The organism is Bradyrhizobium sp. SEMIA (genome assembly GCF_014844175.1).
In the GTDB taxonomy this organism is placed as follows: domain Bacteria; phylum Pseudomonadota; class Alphaproteobacteria; order Rhizobiales; family Xanthobacteraceae; genus Bradyrhizobium; species Bradyrhizobium arachidis.
In genome coordinates, this window is sequence record NZ_CP046601.1 from 3,512,131 (window position 1) to 3,526,500 (window position 14,370).

Sequence of the window (14,370 nt, forward strand, 5' to 3'; positions counted from 1 at the left end):
GTCACCGCGTCATTCCACGATGGCGCGGACCGACTCCAGCACCGCGATCTGCTCCGGCGAAACGCCCCAATCCGCGAGCGCCTCCCGGGTATCGCGCCCTGGCGGCGGCGGCGGTGTGTGAAGCGCAGACGGTGTGCGCGAGAACCGCGGCGCGGGGCTCGGGTGTCGAACCCCATCGAACATGGCGTAGGCGCCACGCGCCTGCATCTGGGGATGTGCGGGCGCCTCGTCGATGGTCAAGACCGGCGCAAGACAGGCGTCGCGCCCCCTCGCAGCGGCAACCCATTCGTCGCGCGTACGCCCGGCGAAGATCTCAGCGAAGCGCTGGCGCATCTGCGGCCAGGAGGCGCGATCATCCTGGCCGGGCAAATCGGCAGCCCTGAGCCCCATCACGTCGAGCAGACTGGCGTAAAAGTGCGGCTCGATCGCTCCGACGGCAATGAACTTGCCGTCGCTTGTCGCGTAGCTGCCGTAGAACGGTGCGCCGCCGTCGACGATGTTGTCGGCGCGCCGCTCAGTCCAGCTGCCCTGCTGGCGGAACGCCTGGAACGCGGACATCAGATGTGTCACGCCGTCGATCATGGCGACGTCGATGGTCTGTCCTTTGCCCGATTGCCGCGCCTCCATGGCCGCAGCAAGCAGGCCGACAGTGAGATACAGCGCGCCGCCTCCGAGGTCCGCAACGAGATTGAGCGGAGGCGGCGGCGGGCGGTCCGCCTCTCCCAGGCAATGTAGTGCGCCGGTCAGTGCAAGATAGTTGATGTCATGCCCCGCCTCCTGCGACATCGGCCCTTGCTGCCCCCAGCCGGTCATGCGTGCATAGATCAGACGCTGGTTCGCGGCATGGCAGGCGTCGGGCCCAAGGCCAAGCCGCTCCATCACCGACGGCCTGAAGCCCTCGATCAGAGCGTCGGCCTGCGCAACCAGCTGCAGCACCGTTGCGACGGCCTGCGGCTGCTTGAGATCCAGCGCGACCGAGCGCTTGTTGCGGTTGTAAAAGTCGAACCGCGCCGGCAGATCCGGCTCAACGCCCGGCCGGGGAACGCGATCGATCCGCAGCACGTCCGCACCGAGATCGCCGAGCAGCGCGCCGGCAAAGGGCGCCGGGCCGATCCCACCCATCTCGACGATGCGAAAGCCCTGCAACGGTCCGGTCAAGGTGACATCTCCTCCGATGGGAACTCTCAGCGGTGGAAGCGCACGACGTCATCGATCGGGGCCCGATCGACGCGCGCCGTATTGGCCTTGACGTCGACATCCTCATAGCCAAACGAGACACCGAACAGCAGTTTTTGATGGGCGGGAATTCCAAGCTGCTTGCGAACGATGTCCGGAAACAATCCGAGCGCGCCCTGCGCGCAGGAGGCGATGCCGCGGGCGATGAACGCGAGCATCAGGGTTTGCGCGTACATGCCGATATCGGCGGCTCGCACGTATCGAACGGCTCGGGCATGAAGATGAAGACGACGTGGGGCGCATCGAAGAAGGCGTGGTTGCGGATATAGGCCAGCTTGCGCCCGACCGCGTCGCTTCGCACTACACCCATCGCGCCATAAAGCGCCTGCGCGGCACCGACCTGCCGCTCGCGGTAGATTCCGGTGAACTTGCCGTCGGCCGGCCAGTCCGGCTTGATCGGCTCGTCGCGCATTCCCGCCGCAACGAGCGCGTCGCGAAGCTGTCTGAGCCTGTCTCCCGACACCACGTGAGGGACCCACGGCTGCACGTTGCAGTTCGATGGTGACCATTGCGCCAGCGCGAAGACCTCGCGAAGGACCGCGTTCGGCACCTCGCGGGATAAGAAGCCGCGCACGGAACGCCGCTGGCGGATCGCTTCATCGACGCTCATCGACGGTCGTTCCAGCATGCTCATGACTCGCTCTCGATCAGGGCCAAGCCCCGCGTCGCGTAGGCGCGGGCGAGCCGTCGTCCGACATTGGCGGCATCGGGCAGGACGTTGTTGCCGAGATCGCCGCGGGCCGCTACGCCGGCACTTCCGACCGCACCGCGGAACATGGCAAAGACCTGGTGGAAGACCGTCAGGCGCTCGGTCGCACCGGACAGCTGGTAATAGAGTTCGAGGTAATCCTGCTCGCGCGGGATGCCCATGTCGTCGAGTGGCAGACCGAGCAATCCGCCATTCTCGTCCGGCGCCATGCGCCAGGCCTGGCTGTTGAAGGCGAGATCGACAAGCGGGTGGCCCAAGGTCGACAATTCCCAATCCAGGACGCCGACCACACGTGGCTCGGTCGGATGAAACACCAGATTGGCCATGCGGAAATCGCCATGGCACAGCGCCAGGCGTTCGCTTTCCGGCACACGCTCGGAGAGCCAGCGCACCATGCTGTCGAGCGCGGGGTTGTCGTCGTCGCCACGGCGGTACTCGGCCCACAGCTTCGACCAGCGGCTGAGCTGGCGGGCGAAATAATTTCCGGGCTTGCCGAAGTCGGCGAGCCCGACCGCCCGAAAGTCGAGCTTGTGGATCGCGGCTAGCGCAGCACACATTGAGCGATAGCATGCGATGCGCTCGTCGCGTCCGAAGCCGGGCAGCGCGTAGTCGTAGACCACGCGTCCCTCCAGCCATTCCATGAGGTAGAAGGGCGTCCCGAGGACGTCGCGGTCCTCACAGTACCGATACGGTTTCGGCGTCGGGGCAGCAGTGTCCTGAAGCGCGGTCAACACGCGATATTCGCGATCAATGGCATGGGCCGACGGCATCAGCACATTGTTCGGCTGTTTGCGCAGGACCGCACGCCAATCGCCGCGCGTCACGAAATAGGTGGGGTTCGACATTCCCCCACTGGTTCGCGTCACGCGGGTCGCTGAGCTTCCACCCAGCCAATCCTTCAAATAGCCATCGAGCCGACGAAGGTCGAAATCCAGATCGCCATCGCTCGCCTGTCCGTTCATCGCAATCAGCTCGCGCTCTTGCCGCTGAAGCCGAACAGATACTGCGCCACGCGCCGCATCTGCACCTCCTCCGTTCCCTCCGTGATGCGGTAACGGCGGTGATGCCGATAGATGTGCTCGAACGGCATGGCGCGGCTATAGCCCATGCCGCCATGCACCTGCATTGCACGGTCCGCAGCCTCGCAGCACAACCGGTTGGCACGGAAGTTACAGATCGAGACCATATCGCTGATCTCAAGCGGGTTCCGGCGATCCATCTGCCACGCCGTGCGGAAGATGAAGTTGCGCAGCATCTGATAGTCCGCCCAGAGCTCGACGAGCGGAAACTGAACGGCCTGCTTCTTGGCAAGCGGCTCGCCGAACGCGACGCGCGATTTGGCGTACTTGACCGCCTCCTGGATGCAATAGCGCGCCGCGCCGGCGCTGGCGGCGGCCTGACGGATGCGGTTCTCATGCACAAAACGCTGCGCGACGACGAGCCCCTCGCCCTCCCTGTGCAGAATCGCGCTTTCCGGCACGCGCACATTGACGAGCTCGGTTTCCGCGTGATCGCTCGGCATGTTGAAGGTCCAGTGATTGTAGAGCACGTTGTGGCCGGGCGTGTTGGTCGGCACGACGAAGGCCGTAATGCCCTTGGCCTCGCCTGGCTTGCCCGAGGTGCGGGCGAACACCAGATTGGCATGGGCGCGCGCGACCTGGCTGTTCCAGCGCTTGCGGCCGTTGATGACCCAATGGTTTCCGTCGCGCACGCCGGTGGTCTCGAGCCATGTCGCGTCGCTGCCGTGCCCCGGCTCGGTCAGGCCGAACGACAGATGCTTCTTCCCTGTGATGATGCCTTCGATGTAGGTCTTCTGCTCTTCGGTCCCATAGTCGGCCAGCGCCGGGATGATCGGAAAATTGCCGACGATCGACGACTCGTCCTGCAAGTCGTTGTGCAGACCCAGCCCCTTGGCCGCGAGATGCTCGCGGATTGCGGCGATCGCGAGATTCGAGGCGCCTTGCCCGCCGCATGATTTAGGCAGGCCGTAGCGCAGATGCCCCGCCGTGTCGGCACGGCGCTCCATTTCGCTGATCAGCGCCCGCCATTCATCACGGGGACGGCCGTCATTGTCCCAGTCGGTCCGCGCGTTCTCACGGCGGTGATCGAAGAACTTGATATTTTCCCGTTCGAGCGGCTTGATCTCCGCCTCGATGAACGCGTCAAGCTCGGCGAGCTTGTCGGTGATCTCCTTCGGGAGCTCGAAATCCACGGCGCCTCTCCTGTCTCTGTTCTTGTTGGGCCGCCCAATCCGCTAGAGCGCGATCCGGCCATGGGGATGGGTGCTGCTGACACCGCCATCGACGGACAGCAACTGGCCGTCGACATATGAAGAGTCGTCACTCGCCAGGAACGCCGCGGCGGCCGCGATTTCCTCGGAGCGGCCCGGCCGCTTCAGCGGTGTGACGTGGCCGAGCTTGGATTCGATGCCTCGTGCGCGTGCGTCCTCGAAGACTTTGCGGGTCAGCTGGGTCTCGACGAGGCCTGGCAACACTGCATTGACCCGTACGCCCGTGCCGGCAAAGGCATTCGCCGCCGTCTGCGCCAGGTTGTTCACCGCCGCCTTGCTTGCGCTATAGGAGATCGCGCCGGCATTGGCGCGGAGCGAGGCCGCGGACGAGGTCAGTATTATCGAACCATAGCCCTGCGCGGTCATATGGCGTCCCGCATATTTGATGGCGAGGAAGCAGCTGATCGTGTTGATGCGGTAGACCTCGGACCATTCCTCCACCGTCTGCTCCAGCAACGGCGTATTGGTCCCGGTAACCCCGATATTGGCGAAGAATATCTCCAGCCCACCGAACTCCGAGACGCAGCGCGACACGATCGCAGCCACATTCTCCTCGACTGCGGCATCCGTGATCATGGCGGAAGCGATGCCGCCCTCGCCCCGGATCGCCGCCGCGGTCTCCTCCGCATTGCCGGCCCGGCCGACCACCAGCACGGATGCACCTTCGCGCGCGAAGCGGATGGCGCTGGCGCGGCCGATCCCGCTTCCACCGCCAGTGACGACCGCGCGCTTGCCTTCGAGCCGCTTCATGCGCCTTCTCCTATTTTGCAGGAACGGTCCAGCCGCCGTCGGCGGTGATGACCGCGCCCTGGATGTAGCTGGCATCGTCGCTCGCGAGGAAGGCGGCGAGCGAAGCGATCTCCTCGGGCTGGCCGAAACGCCCTGCCGGCATCTCGGCCTGACGTGCCGCGATCGTTGCCTCGTCGAACTGCGCGATCGAGGCCGGCGTTCCGATCATCCCTGGCGCGATCACGTTGACGCGGATCTTCCTGGCGGAAAGCTCGATAGCGGAAGCCCGCGAGAGGCCGACGACGCCGGCCTTCAGCGCGGAATAGGCGATCGAATCCTTGGCCGGATGAAACGCCGACACCGAGCTGAGATTCACGATCGCACCGCCGCCGCGCCGCTCCATCTGCGGCACCACCGCCTGCGTAGCCCAGATCAGGCCATGCACACCGACGGCAAACATCCGCTCCACCGTATCGACAGTGATCTCCGCCAGCGGCTCGAAGCGCGCGAACACGGCGTTGTTGACGAGCACCGCGACCGGCGCATCGAATTCGCGCTCGACGCGGGCAAACAGCGCATGAACGTCATCGCGACGGCCGACATCGACCTCGTATCCCCTGGTCTCGAACCCCATGTCCGTCAGCCGGCTGACCGCGGGCTCCAGCCGCTTTGCGCTGATATCGACACAGGCGAGGCGGCCACCCTCGCGGCCGAAGCGCTCCGCAATGGAAAAGCCGATGCCGCGCGCCGCGCCCGTGACGACGCAGACCCGATCCTTGAGACGGGCACTCATGCGCTGGCCTTGCGAGACGGCTCGGCGAACGCCTTGGCAATCTCGCGGAGCTGATATTTCTGCACCTTGCCGGCCGGCGTCTTCGGCAGGTCGGCAACGATTTCAAGACGCTCGGGCCAATATTGCTTGGCGACCTTGTGCTCGGCCATGTGGGCCTGCACCGCGGCGAGATCGAGCGTCGTGCCGGGACGCAGTACGACGAAGGCGCAAGCCCGCTCTCCCAGCCGCGGGTCCGGATAGCCGACGATCGCCACGGACAGCACGGCGGGAAGCTTGAACATCAGGTTTTCGATGTCGAAGACGGGGACGTTTTCCCCGCCGCGAATGATGATGTCCTTGATGCGGCCGTCGATGCGGATGTAGCCCTCGTCGTCCATATAGGCCATGTCGCCGGTATCGAACCAACCCTCGGCATCGAACGGCTCTATGTCCTCGCGCTTGTAGTAGCCGAGGAACATCTGCGCGCCGCGGACCTTGAGCAGACCGCGCTCGCCGGCCGCGGCCGGAGAGCCGTCCATGCGCAAGACCTTCACCGCGACGCCCTCGACCGGACGTCCGTCGGTCTTGGAGGATTTTTCCAGCGCACGCTCCGGCTCGGTCAACGTGCTCGCGAGCGACTCGGTCATGCCCCAGAGCGAGCAGACCTTGAGATCGAGCTCCCGATAGGCGCGATCGATCAGCGCAGGCGGGATCGGGGCGCCCGCGCAAAGGAACTTGCGCAGCTCGGCTGGCTTCGCCGCGCCGGCTGCAACGGCCTCGCACATGTCGGCCAGGAACGTCGCCGCGCCGGCGGAATAGGTGACGCCCTCCTTGGCCATGATCGAGACACCGCGTTTCGGCTCCCAGACGTCCTGGAAGATCACGGTCGCACCGATCTTCAAGCCTAGCAGCATGCCGGCGGCAAAGCCGGTCATGTGGCCGAGCGGCGAGCAGACCAGCATGGTATCGCCGGCGTCGAGGCCGAAGCGCCCGGCAAGTCCGATGCAGCAGCCCATCAGCGTGTTGAGGCAGTGCATGACGCCCTTCGGCGAGCCGGTCGTTCCCGACGTGAACATCAGCACGGCCATCCGGTCCGCCGGCAGCGCGCCGATCTCACCGACCGGCGGCGGCCCAAGGCGCTCGCTGCCGGACAACAAGGCCTGCTCGAAGCCATTGGGCCCCTCGCCGTCGACGACGATGACATGCGCAAGCTTGGGCAAGGCCGGCTGCAGCGAGCGCGCCATCGCTTCATGATCGAACCCGCGGAACAGCCTGGGCACGACCAGCAGCTTTGTCTCGGCAAAGCCCAGCATGTAGCTGAGCTCGTGCTCGCGAAAGATCGGCATCAGGGGATTGACCACGGCGCCGACGCGGAACGCCGCCAGCGCGATCACCGCGAATTCCCACCAGTTCGGCAACTGGACCGACACGACATTCCCCGGGCCGATGCCAAGACGACGTAGCGCCGCCGCCGCACGCGAGATCATGTCACCCAGCTCAGCGTAAGTCAGACGCTTCGGCGCGTCGCGATCGGCGCGATCCGCCATCAACGCGAGCTTGCTGGGCGTGGCGGCGATCGCTTGCTGCAGGAACTCGTCAAAGCTCTTGTCGACCCAGAAACCGCTGACACGCATCGCGCGCGCATGCGCCACGGGATCGAAACGGCTTTCGCTCATGACGTTGCCTCCATGACGATTGATCGATGCACTTGACGGCATATTAGTTCGCTAGTGTATTATATTTAAAGTGAACTGCAACATCAAATTCGGCCGCACAATCATCGGCAGCGGGCACGGCGCTCGATTTTTCGTGAGCTAGTGCATTAGTTCGGCGACGCGACCGGAAGCAGGGAGGCGGCCATGAAGGCGGCAGTGCTGGAACGACGCGGACTGGACGGCGTGACCTGGCGCGATTTCCCCGACCCGACACCGGCTGCGGGCGAGTCGATGCTCAAGGTGGCCGCATCCTCGGTCAATCGCGTCGATCTCTACATGCGCGACAATGGCGGCGGCATCACCCACACATTGCCGCAGGTGATGGGGGTCGAGGCCGCCGGGGAGATCGTCGAGGCCGCGCCCGGCAGCGGCTTGAAGCCGGGCATGAAGGCGGTGCTCTTCTCCGAGGCGTTTTGCGGCAGGTGCCGATACTGCCTGGCCGGCGACCAGCCGCTTTGCCAGAACGTCAAGATCATGGGCGAGCATCGCAACGGCGGCTTCGCCGACTACATTGCGATGCCCAGCGCTTGCTTCTTTCCCCTGCCCGATGATGCTGATCTGGTGGCGGCAGGTGCCCTGATGACGGGCCATCTCACGGCCTGGCGGATGCTGTTCGGCAAGCGCGCCTTGCAGCCCGGCGAAAGCGTCATGATCGTCGGCATCGGCGGCGGCGTCGCGGTGGCTTGCCTTCAACTTGCAAAGCTCGTGGGCGCCCGCGTCTTCGTCACCTCCTCCAGCGACGCCAAGATCGCCAGGGCCCTCGCGATGGGCGCGGATGGCGGCGTCAACTATCGGAACGACAAGGTGTCGGCCGCCGTCCAGCAGATGAGCGGCGGCGGTGTCGACATGGTGATCGACAGCGTCGGCGAAGCGAGCTGGGGTGAATCGCTGCGTTCCTTGCGTCGTGGCGGCCGGCTGGTCACCTGCGGTGCCACGACTGGCTCGAACCCACCGGCCGATCTGCAGCGAGTCTTCATCCGCCAGCTCGAGATCTATGGCTCGACGGGCGGCAGCATCGCGGAGTTCCGCCAGTTGCTCGATGTGTTCAATCGCGGCCTGGTCCGGCCGGTGATCGACTCGTCGTTCCGGATGGCAGACGCTCCTGCGGCGCTTGCCCATCTCGCCTCCGGGGCGCAGTTTGGCAAAGTGTCGCTCGTGGCCTAGGTCTCGGCTCACGAGCAACATGGGATCGACAGCGTCGGTGCATCACATCTTGCAGGCGGGATCGACGGGCGGGATGATGTCCTGTCCCGGCTCGATTTTCTTGATCTGGTACATCGGCTTGCCCTCCGGACCCATCACGATCTGGCTGATCGCCATCCGCCGCGCAACCTGATGGTCAGCTGCACGTATCTCGACATCGCCGAGGACCGTTTCGGCTTTGAGGCCGGACAGCGCGGCGCGAACCGCGTTGATGTCGGTCGAGTTCGCCTTCTGAAGCCCAGCGGCAATCAGCTGAATGGCCGCGTATTGATCGGCGCTGGTGTAGGGCGGGAGCTCGCCGTTGTATTTTTCCTTATATGCCTTCACGAAGGCTTCGGCCTGCGCGCCGGGGAAGCCGGCCACGAACCCGATATTCTGATAGACGCCGAGCACGGTCTCGCCCTGCGCCGGCAGTGTCTGCGGGATCACGAAGGAGTTGCCCAGCACCATCTTGTACTTCTTGAACAACCCGAACTGCTGCTGCTGCTTGGCGAGATTGATCGCGTCACTGCCGAAGATCGTCACGAACAGCCCGTCGGCCGGTTCGGCTCCCAGCTCCGAAATCTTGGCGCCGAAATCCGGCGTCCCGTTTGGCGAGAACAGGGTTTTTCCGATCGTTCCGCCCTGCGAGGTCACCAGCGCCTTGAACTTGTCCGCGGAGTCGCGTCCGGCGGCATAGTCGACCGCGATGATGTCCCATTTCTTGATGCCCTGATCTTTCAGGAATTCCCTGAACGTCCCCATGATCATGGAGTCGTTGGCATTGACCCGAAAGTAGTTCGGCGAGCAGTTCTTTCCGGTCAGTCCGTCGGCATTGGCCATCACCTCCAGCATCAAGGCCTTCAGCGCCGGAAGCTTGGCCTGAAGCGCAGGCGTGACAGCGGAGGTATCCATGCCGGTGATGAACATTGCCCCCTCCTTCTGGACGGCGCGGGTGGCACCGTCCACCGCGGTATCGGGCGTGCCGGGATAGGAGATGAAGGTCGCCTCCAGCTTCTTGCCCGCCGCGCCGCCGGCGCCGTTGATCTGCTCGATCGCGAGGTTGACGGCCTTGACCTGGGTGTCCTTCAGGCCGGCGAGCGGTCCGCTATCGATCAGGAGAACGCCGATCTTCACCGTGTCCTCGGCCGAGGCTGCGGTCGCGACGGCAACGGCCATCGTTGCGCCAATGGTCGCCGCGCGCAGCATGCCGAAAGCCAGCCGCATGGATGATTTTTTCATGTTCCTCCCTCCTCCGTTATCTCGACGTTGCGCTAGAGCGCCATGAGCGCCTGGTTCTCCGGCTTGCCGATGGCGCCGATCGTGCCCGAACCGACAACCTCGCCCTTTGCCAGGATGACGAACCGATCGGTGGCGCGCTTGACGAGGCTGAGGTGCTGTTCGACGACCAGCACGCCGGTGCCGGCGCCGCGGATCTTGTTGAGCGTGTCGACCAGTCCATCGATCAGAACGGGCGAAAGGCCTTCAGAGGGCTCATCGAGCAGAATGAGGCTCGGATTGGCCATCAAGGCACGACCGATCGCCAGCATTTGCTGCTGGCCGCCGCTCAACATCGTGCCCAGCCGGTCGGCGCGCTCCTCGAGCACCGGAAACAGCTCGTAGATGGTCTTCAGCGTCCAGTGCCCTGCCCTGCCGGTCGATCGACCCAGCAGCAGGTTCTCCTTCACGGTCAGGTTCGGAAGGACGCGCCGTCCTTGCGGTGCGATCGCCACACCGAGCTTGGCAGCCGTATAGCCTGGCAGCGCATCGATCCGGCGGTCGCGAACCCAGATCTCGCCCGACAAGATATTCGTTTCGCGAAAGACCGACAGCAGCAGCGTCGACTTGCCGGCGCCGTTGCGGCCGACCAACGCCACCGACTCGCCCTCTTCGACCGTCAGGTCGATGCCGCGCAGCACGGTCGAGGCGCCATAGCCGGCGAACAGCGAGTGGATCCGCAGCGCGCTCATGCCGCGGTCCCCAGATACGCCGCGATGACGCGATGGTCGGCGCGGATAGCTTCAGGCGTTCCCGTGGCAAGGTGCCGTCCGAGATCGAGCACGGTGACCATGCCGCAGCAGGCGAACACCGCGTCGACATCGTGCTCGACCACGACGGCCGCGATCCTTCGCTCGCGAACGAGATCGCGCACATGCTCGAACAGGCGCAACGTCTCCGTGGCCGAGAGACCGGCTCCCGGCTCGTCCATCAGGAGAAGGCGCGGACGCCCGATCAGGGCCAGCGCGACGTCGACCCGCCGCTGCACCCCATAGGCAATGCGCCCGGCCTTCTGGTCGAGATAGCCGCCGAGATCCATGACCTCGATGACGTCATCCACCCTGTCGTCGCCGAGATGTTGCGCAACGAGTTGCAGCTGCTCGTGCACGGTCAGGTCCTGGAAGATACTGGTGCGCTGGAACGATCGCGCCATGCCTTGCCGGCGGCGCCAGCTGATCGAACGCCGCGTGATGTCTTCGCCACAATAGCGAACTCGGCCGGAGGTCGGACGCCGTCGGCCGCAGATCGCATCAAGCAAGGTGGACTTGCCGGCGCCATTCGGACCAATGATGCCGTGAAGCAGGCCATCGCCACGGATATCGAGATCGACATCGGTCAAAGCCCGCACCGAGCCATAGCTCACCGACAGCTTTTCGATCGCGAGCATGTCAGGATGCCTCCCGCCGCCAGCCGAGCCGCTTCAACAGGCCCGACAGCCCGCCGACGACACCACGCGGGAACACGACAATGAACACGACGATCGCAACACCGGTCAGAAGCTGCGTGAGCCCGCGCGCGCCAAACTCGTCCTGCGCAAAGGAGAAGATCAGCCCGCCGAGAATCGGGCCGAGCGAACCGGAGATGCCGCCGATCAGCGCGGCCACCAGCGTATTGGTGCTGACGAACAGCCCCAGGCTCTCCGGCGAGACGAAACCGGCATTGAGCACATGCAGGAATCCAGCGATCGCAGCCGCGATGTTGACGACCACATACCCGATCAGCCTTGGCAGGAAGGTATTGAAGCCCGAGAAGCGCATGCGCTCCTCGTTCTCCCTGATGGCGCGAAGCACCGCGCCGAGACGGGAACGTGCGATGGCCCAGAATGCCAGTCCGACTAGGACGGTGACGACCCAGGCCAGCGACCAGAATTGCGCGGGATCGGCAAAGCGAACCGCGTCGATGCCGAGGACGGTTCCGGTGGTCCGCACAACCAGTCCGTCTGCGCCGCCGGTATAATCGCGCAGTCCCTCGAGCAGAACGGCATGACTGATCATTTCGCCGGCGGCGAGCGTCAACATCATGAAGGCGAGCGGATTGGTCCTGACGATCAATGCGCCGAGCATGGCGGAATAGGCAAGAAGGATCAGGAACGCGACGCATAGCGCGGCAGTCGGCGTCAAGCCCCAATCGCTCATGCCGATCGCAAATAGATATCCGGCGCCGCCATAGATACTGGCCGCGCCGAGCGCAACGAGGCCGGCCTGGTTCATCAGGAAAGCGACGCTGAGCGCGAGCAAGCCCAGCAGGAGGCCTTCGCTGCCAAGTCGAAGCATGAAATCGCTGGCGAAATAGGTCGGGACGACGGCACCGGCGCCAAGCCCGATCAGGCCGACCACAATGCCGAGCGAAACCCGCGGCAACGCGCCGCCGCCCGTCGCCGTCGCAGATGCATGCAGGTCGTCGGTCATCGTGCCGTTGCTCAACTCAGCACCCTCCCGCGTCCGATCCCGCCCGGCGCGATCAGCAGCACGACCATCAGCAGGATGTAGGGCACCAGCGCCGCAAGGTTTGGCAGAAACACCGACCCCGCGACCTGAACGAAGCCGAACAGCAGAGCTGCAATGATTGCACCGCCGATGCTGCCGGTGCCGCCGATCACGACAATGATCAGGCAGTTCACGATCATCACGACGTCCATTCCCGGATCGACCGACAAATAGGGTCCGGCCAGCACACCCGCGATGCCGGCGAACGCCGTGCTGAGGCTGGTCACAAGCAGGCTCAGGCGGTCGGCGTTGATGCCCATCATGCGCGCGACCGACGGATCCTGACTGACTGCGCGGACATACAGCCCCGACGCCGTCCATCGCAGCCACAAGGCGAGCAGCGCGCAGGACCCGAGCCCCGTCACGATCAGGAAGAGACGATAGACCGGATAGGACAGGTGCAGGATGGTCACGGAGCCGGACAGGATTTTCGGCGCATCGACGCTGCGCGCCTCTCCGCCGTAGAAGTAGATGATGATCTGGCCGAGGATGATGCCCAGGCCCAAGGTGACCAGCGCGACTTCGATATGCGAGCGTCGCTGCAGCGGCCGCAGCGCCAGATACTCGAAGGCTATTCCGACAATCGCCAGCAGGATTGGAACGAGCAGCAGCGCCAGCCAGAATCCGCCGACGAGGGCAATCGTGTAGCCGAGATAGGCGCCGAGCATGTAGATCGCGCCGTGGCCGAAATTGATGACGTCGCGCAGGCCGTAGATCAAGGCGAGCCCGCTCGACAGCATGATCAGCAGTGACGCAAGCGCCAGCGAATTCGCGATCAGCAGCGCGATCATGGCCGCGGTCTCCTGCCCGGGTGCATTCCGCGACGGCATGCGGCCGTCCGATGCGCCAGTCTGCGCGCTTGACCTCGCAAAGGGCCCTCCTGCCATTGCGCGGCGCCGCAGCGGGTTTCAATCGCGCTCCGTGCCGGCCTTCAGCATTTCCCCGTCCTGTCGGACGATCTCGAGTTCAATGCTCGATTAGTACACTGGTTTATCATATACTAGTGTTCACCGCAAACCCAAATCGAGACCTGCGCTGCGGCATCTCGTGCACAGCGGCGTCTGGTCAGAAGCGCGAGCATTACCGGAATCCTTCCATGGACCTTGATCATGTCGTCGCTCGGCGCTTCGCGCCGATCTGCCAATCTTACGACTGGCGCGATTGCGCCCTTTATGCGCTCGGCCTTGGCATGGGCGACGATCCGCTCGATGAGGACGAACTGCCCTACGTGTACGAAGGCCGCGATCAACGCGCCGTGCCCAGCATGAGCGTGACGCTGGGCTGGCCGCCGCTCTGGATCGCCGAGCCCGAGACGGGGATTGCCTGGACCAAGGCCCTGCATGGCGAGCAGCGCCTCACGCTGCATCGCCCAATTCCGGTCAGCGCATCCATCCGCGCCGAACACCGTGTCAGCGCGGTCGAAGACAAAGGGCCGACCCGCGGCGCCCTCCTCTATTTCGATACCGAGCTGTTCGACGCCGCCAGCGGTGAGCGGCTGGCCACTCTTCGGGCGACGGAGTTCCTGCGCGGCGATGGCGGCTGCGGCAACTACGGTTTGCCGCCCGCCGCAATCGCACGGATTGGTAGCGACAGACCCAGCGCCAGCATCGTCTATCGAACGCCGCAGCAGGCGGCCTTGCTCTATCGGCTTGTCAGCCGCGACTATATGCCGATCCACGCCGACCCGGCGATTGCCCGCGATGCCGGCTTCGACCGCCCGATCTCGCACGGCCTGAACACGCTGGGCCTCGCCTGCCGCGCCATCCTGAAACGTTACGCGCCGGGACGTCCCGAGTTGGTCGAGGCGATGGCAGCGCGATTTGTCGCGCCAGCCTTTCCCGGCGACACCATCCGGATCGACATGTTCGAGGAAGACAACGTCATCAGGTTCAGGGCCTGGGCGGCGGAGCGCCACACCATGGTGATCGATCGCGGCGAATGCCGGCTGACGGCGGCCTGACAGGCTGCCGCTC

General features: G+C 64.9%; 15 protein-coding genes. 2 read left to right on the forward strand and 13 right to left on the reverse strand.

The genetic code is table 11. The annotated features are described in order from the left end of the window. Positions 1-9: 9 nt before the first annotated feature. The 8 genes from FOM02_RS17215 to FOM02_RS17250 are packed head-to-tail and all read right to left on the reverse strand — an operon-like array spanning position 10 to position 7,412. Positions 10-1,158 carry a CaiB/BaiF CoA transferase family protein gene (locus FOM02_RS17215; RefSeq protein ID WP_027564619.1) on the reverse strand — a complete coding sequence of 383 codons (1,149 nt, stop codon included), beginning with the start codon at positions 1,156-1,158 and terminating at the stop codon, positions 10-12. Between the two features lie 26 nt (positions 1,159-1,184). After that, positions 1,185-1,412 carry a nitroreductase family protein gene (locus FOM02_RS17220; protein WP_265441920.1) on the reverse strand — a complete coding sequence of 76 codons (228 nt, stop codon included), beginning with the start codon at positions 1,410-1,412 and terminating at the stop codon, positions 1,185-1,187. Next, the gene (locus FOM02_RS17225; RefSeq protein WP_265441921.1) at positions 1,394-1,870 is read right to left on the reverse strand and encodes a nitroreductase family protein; all 477 of its coding nucleotides are present in this window, start codon (positions 1,868-1,870) and stop codon (positions 1,394-1,396) included. Before FOM02_RS17225 ends, FOM02_RS17220 begins: the two co-directional genes overlap by 19 nt. Further along, complete coding sequence (locus tag FOM02_RS17230) at positions 1,867-2,907, reverse strand: phosphotransferase family protein (RefSeq protein ID WP_027564621.1); 1,041 nt, start codon at positions 2,905-2,907, stop codon at positions 1,867-1,869. The genes FOM02_RS17225 and FOM02_RS17230 overlap by 4 nt, the downstream gene beginning before the upstream one ends. Before the next feature lie 5 nt (positions 2,908-2,912). Next, positions 2,913-4,157 carry an acyl-CoA dehydrogenase family protein gene (locus FOM02_RS17235; protein WP_027564622.1) on the reverse strand — a complete coding sequence of 415 codons (1,245 nt, stop codon included), beginning with the start codon at positions 4,155-4,157 and terminating at the stop codon, positions 2,913-2,915. Between the two features lie 42 nt (positions 4,158-4,199). Then, complete coding sequence (locus FOM02_RS17240; RefSeq protein WP_027564623.1) at positions 4,200-4,985, reverse strand: SDR family NAD(P)-dependent oxidoreductase; 786 nt, start codon at positions 4,983-4,985, stop codon at positions 4,200-4,202. A gap of 10 nt (positions 4,986-4,995) precedes the next feature. Further along, positions 4,996-5,757, reverse strand: a complete 762-nt coding sequence (locus FOM02_RS17245) for an SDR family NAD(P)-dependent oxidoreductase (RefSeq protein WP_027564624.1) — start codon at positions 5,755-5,757, stop codon at positions 4,996-4,998. Further along, positions 5,754-7,412, reverse strand: a complete 1,659-nt coding sequence (locus FOM02_RS17250) for an AMP-binding protein (RefSeq protein WP_035729360.1) — start codon at positions 7,410-7,412, stop codon at positions 5,754-5,756. Before FOM02_RS17250 ends, FOM02_RS17245 begins: the two co-directional genes overlap by 4 nt. Before the next feature lie 183 nt (positions 7,413-7,595). Between FOM02_RS17250 and FOM02_RS17255 the strand changes: the two genes are divergently transcribed. Continuing rightward, positions 7,596-8,615: a zinc-binding dehydrogenase gene (locus FOM02_RS17255; RefSeq protein WP_027564626.1), complete on the forward strand. Its 1,020-nt coding sequence runs from the start codon at positions 7,596-7,598 to the stop codon at positions 8,613-8,615. A 42-nt stretch (positions 8,616-8,657) separates the two neighbouring features. On the opposite strand, the gene FOM02_RS17260 is transcribed toward FOM02_RS17255, so the two are convergent. Genes FOM02_RS17260 through FOM02_RS17280 form a run of 5 tightly spaced genes read right to left on the reverse strand, consistent with a single transcriptional unit; the run spans position 8,658 to position 13,227 of the window. Then, positions 8,658-9,875 carry an ABC transporter substrate-binding protein gene (locus FOM02_RS17260; protein WP_084335036.1) on the reverse strand — a complete coding sequence of 406 codons (1,218 nt, stop codon included), beginning with the start codon at positions 9,873-9,875 and terminating at the stop codon, positions 8,658-8,660. A gap of 32 nt (positions 9,876-9,907) precedes the next feature. Beyond that, positions 9,908-10,603, reverse strand: coding sequence for an ABC transporter ATP-binding protein (locus FOM02_RS17265; RefSeq protein WP_027564628.1), 696 nt, complete (start codon positions 10,601-10,603; stop codon positions 9,908-9,910). After that, entirely contained in the window at positions 10,600-11,298 is a 699-nt protein-coding gene (locus tag FOM02_RS17270) for an ABC transporter ATP-binding protein (protein ID WP_035729357.1), read from the reverse strand. The genes FOM02_RS17265 and FOM02_RS17270 overlap by 4 nt, the downstream gene beginning before the upstream one ends. A gap of 1 nt (position 11,299) precedes the next feature. Continuing rightward, positions 11,300-12,334 (reverse strand): branched-chain amino acid ABC transporter permease, encoded by a 1,035-nt coding sequence (locus FOM02_RS17275; protein WP_027564630.1) that lies wholly within the window; start codon positions 12,332-12,334, stop codon positions 11,300-11,302. Further along, a complete protein-coding gene (locus FOM02_RS17280) occupies positions 12,331-13,227 on the reverse strand; it encodes a branched-chain amino acid ABC transporter permease (RefSeq protein WP_051395273.1) in 897 nt (298 codons plus the stop codon). The genes FOM02_RS17275 and FOM02_RS17280 overlap by 4 nt, the downstream gene beginning before the upstream one ends. A gap of 173 nt (positions 13,228-13,400) precedes the next feature. Between FOM02_RS17280 and FOM02_RS17285 the strand changes: the two genes are divergently transcribed. Beyond that, on the forward strand, positions 13,401-14,357 hold the full coding sequence (locus tag FOM02_RS17285; protein ID WP_159073979.1) for a MaoC/PaaZ C-terminal domain-containing protein: 957 nt from the start codon (positions 13,401-13,403) through the stop codon (positions 14,355-14,357). The last annotated feature ends 13 nt before the right edge of the window (positions 14,358-14,370 follow it).

What these genes read in the sequence shown, in the direction of transcription:
- FOM02_RS17220 (WP_265441920.1), bottom strand. Translation starts at nt 1,412, where the DNA reads ATGTACGCGCAAACCCTGATGCTCGCGTTCATCGCCCGCGGCATCGCC.
- FOM02_RS17225 (WP_265441921.1), bottom strand. Translation starts at nt 1,870, where the DNA reads ATGAGCATGCTGGAACGACCGTCGATGAGCGTCGATGAAGCGATCCGC.
- FOM02_RS17230 (WP_027564621.1), bottom strand. Translation starts at nt 2,907, where the DNA reads ATGAACGGACAGGCGAGCGATGGCGATCTGGATTTCGACCTTCGTCGG.
- FOM02_RS17240 (WP_027564623.1), bottom strand. Translation starts at nt 4,985, where the DNA reads ATGAAGCGGCTCGAAGGCAAGCGCGCGGTCGTCACTGGCGGTGGAAGC.
- FOM02_RS17245 (WP_027564624.1), bottom strand. Translation starts at nt 5,757, where the DNA reads ATGAGTGCCCGTCTCAAGGATCGGGTCTGCGTCGTCACGGGCGCGGCG.
- FOM02_RS17250 (WP_035729360.1), bottom strand. Translation starts at nt 7,412, where the DNA reads ATGAGCGAAAGCCGTTTCGATCCCGTGGCGCATGCGCGCGCGATGCGT.
- FOM02_RS17255 (WP_027564626.1), top strand. Translation starts at nt 7,596, where the DNA reads ATGAAGGCGGCAGTGCTGGAACGACGCGGACTGGACGGCGTGACCTGG.
- FOM02_RS17260 (WP_084335036.1), bottom strand. Translation starts at nt 9,875, where the DNA reads ATGAAAAAATCATCCATGCGGCTGGCTTTCGGCATGCTGCGCGCGGCG.
- FOM02_RS17265 (WP_027564628.1), bottom strand. Translation starts at nt 10,603, where the DNA reads ATGAGCGCGCTGCGGATCCACTCGCTGTTCGCCGGCTATGGCGCCTCG.
- FOM02_RS17270 (WP_035729357.1), bottom strand. Translation starts at nt 11,298, where the DNA reads ATGCTCGCGATCGAAAAGCTGTCGGTGAGCTATGGCTCGGTGCGGGCT.
- FOM02_RS17280 (WP_051395273.1), bottom strand. Translation starts at nt 13,227, where the DNA reads ATGCCGTCGCGGAATGCACCCGGGCAGGAGACCGCGGCCATGATCGCG.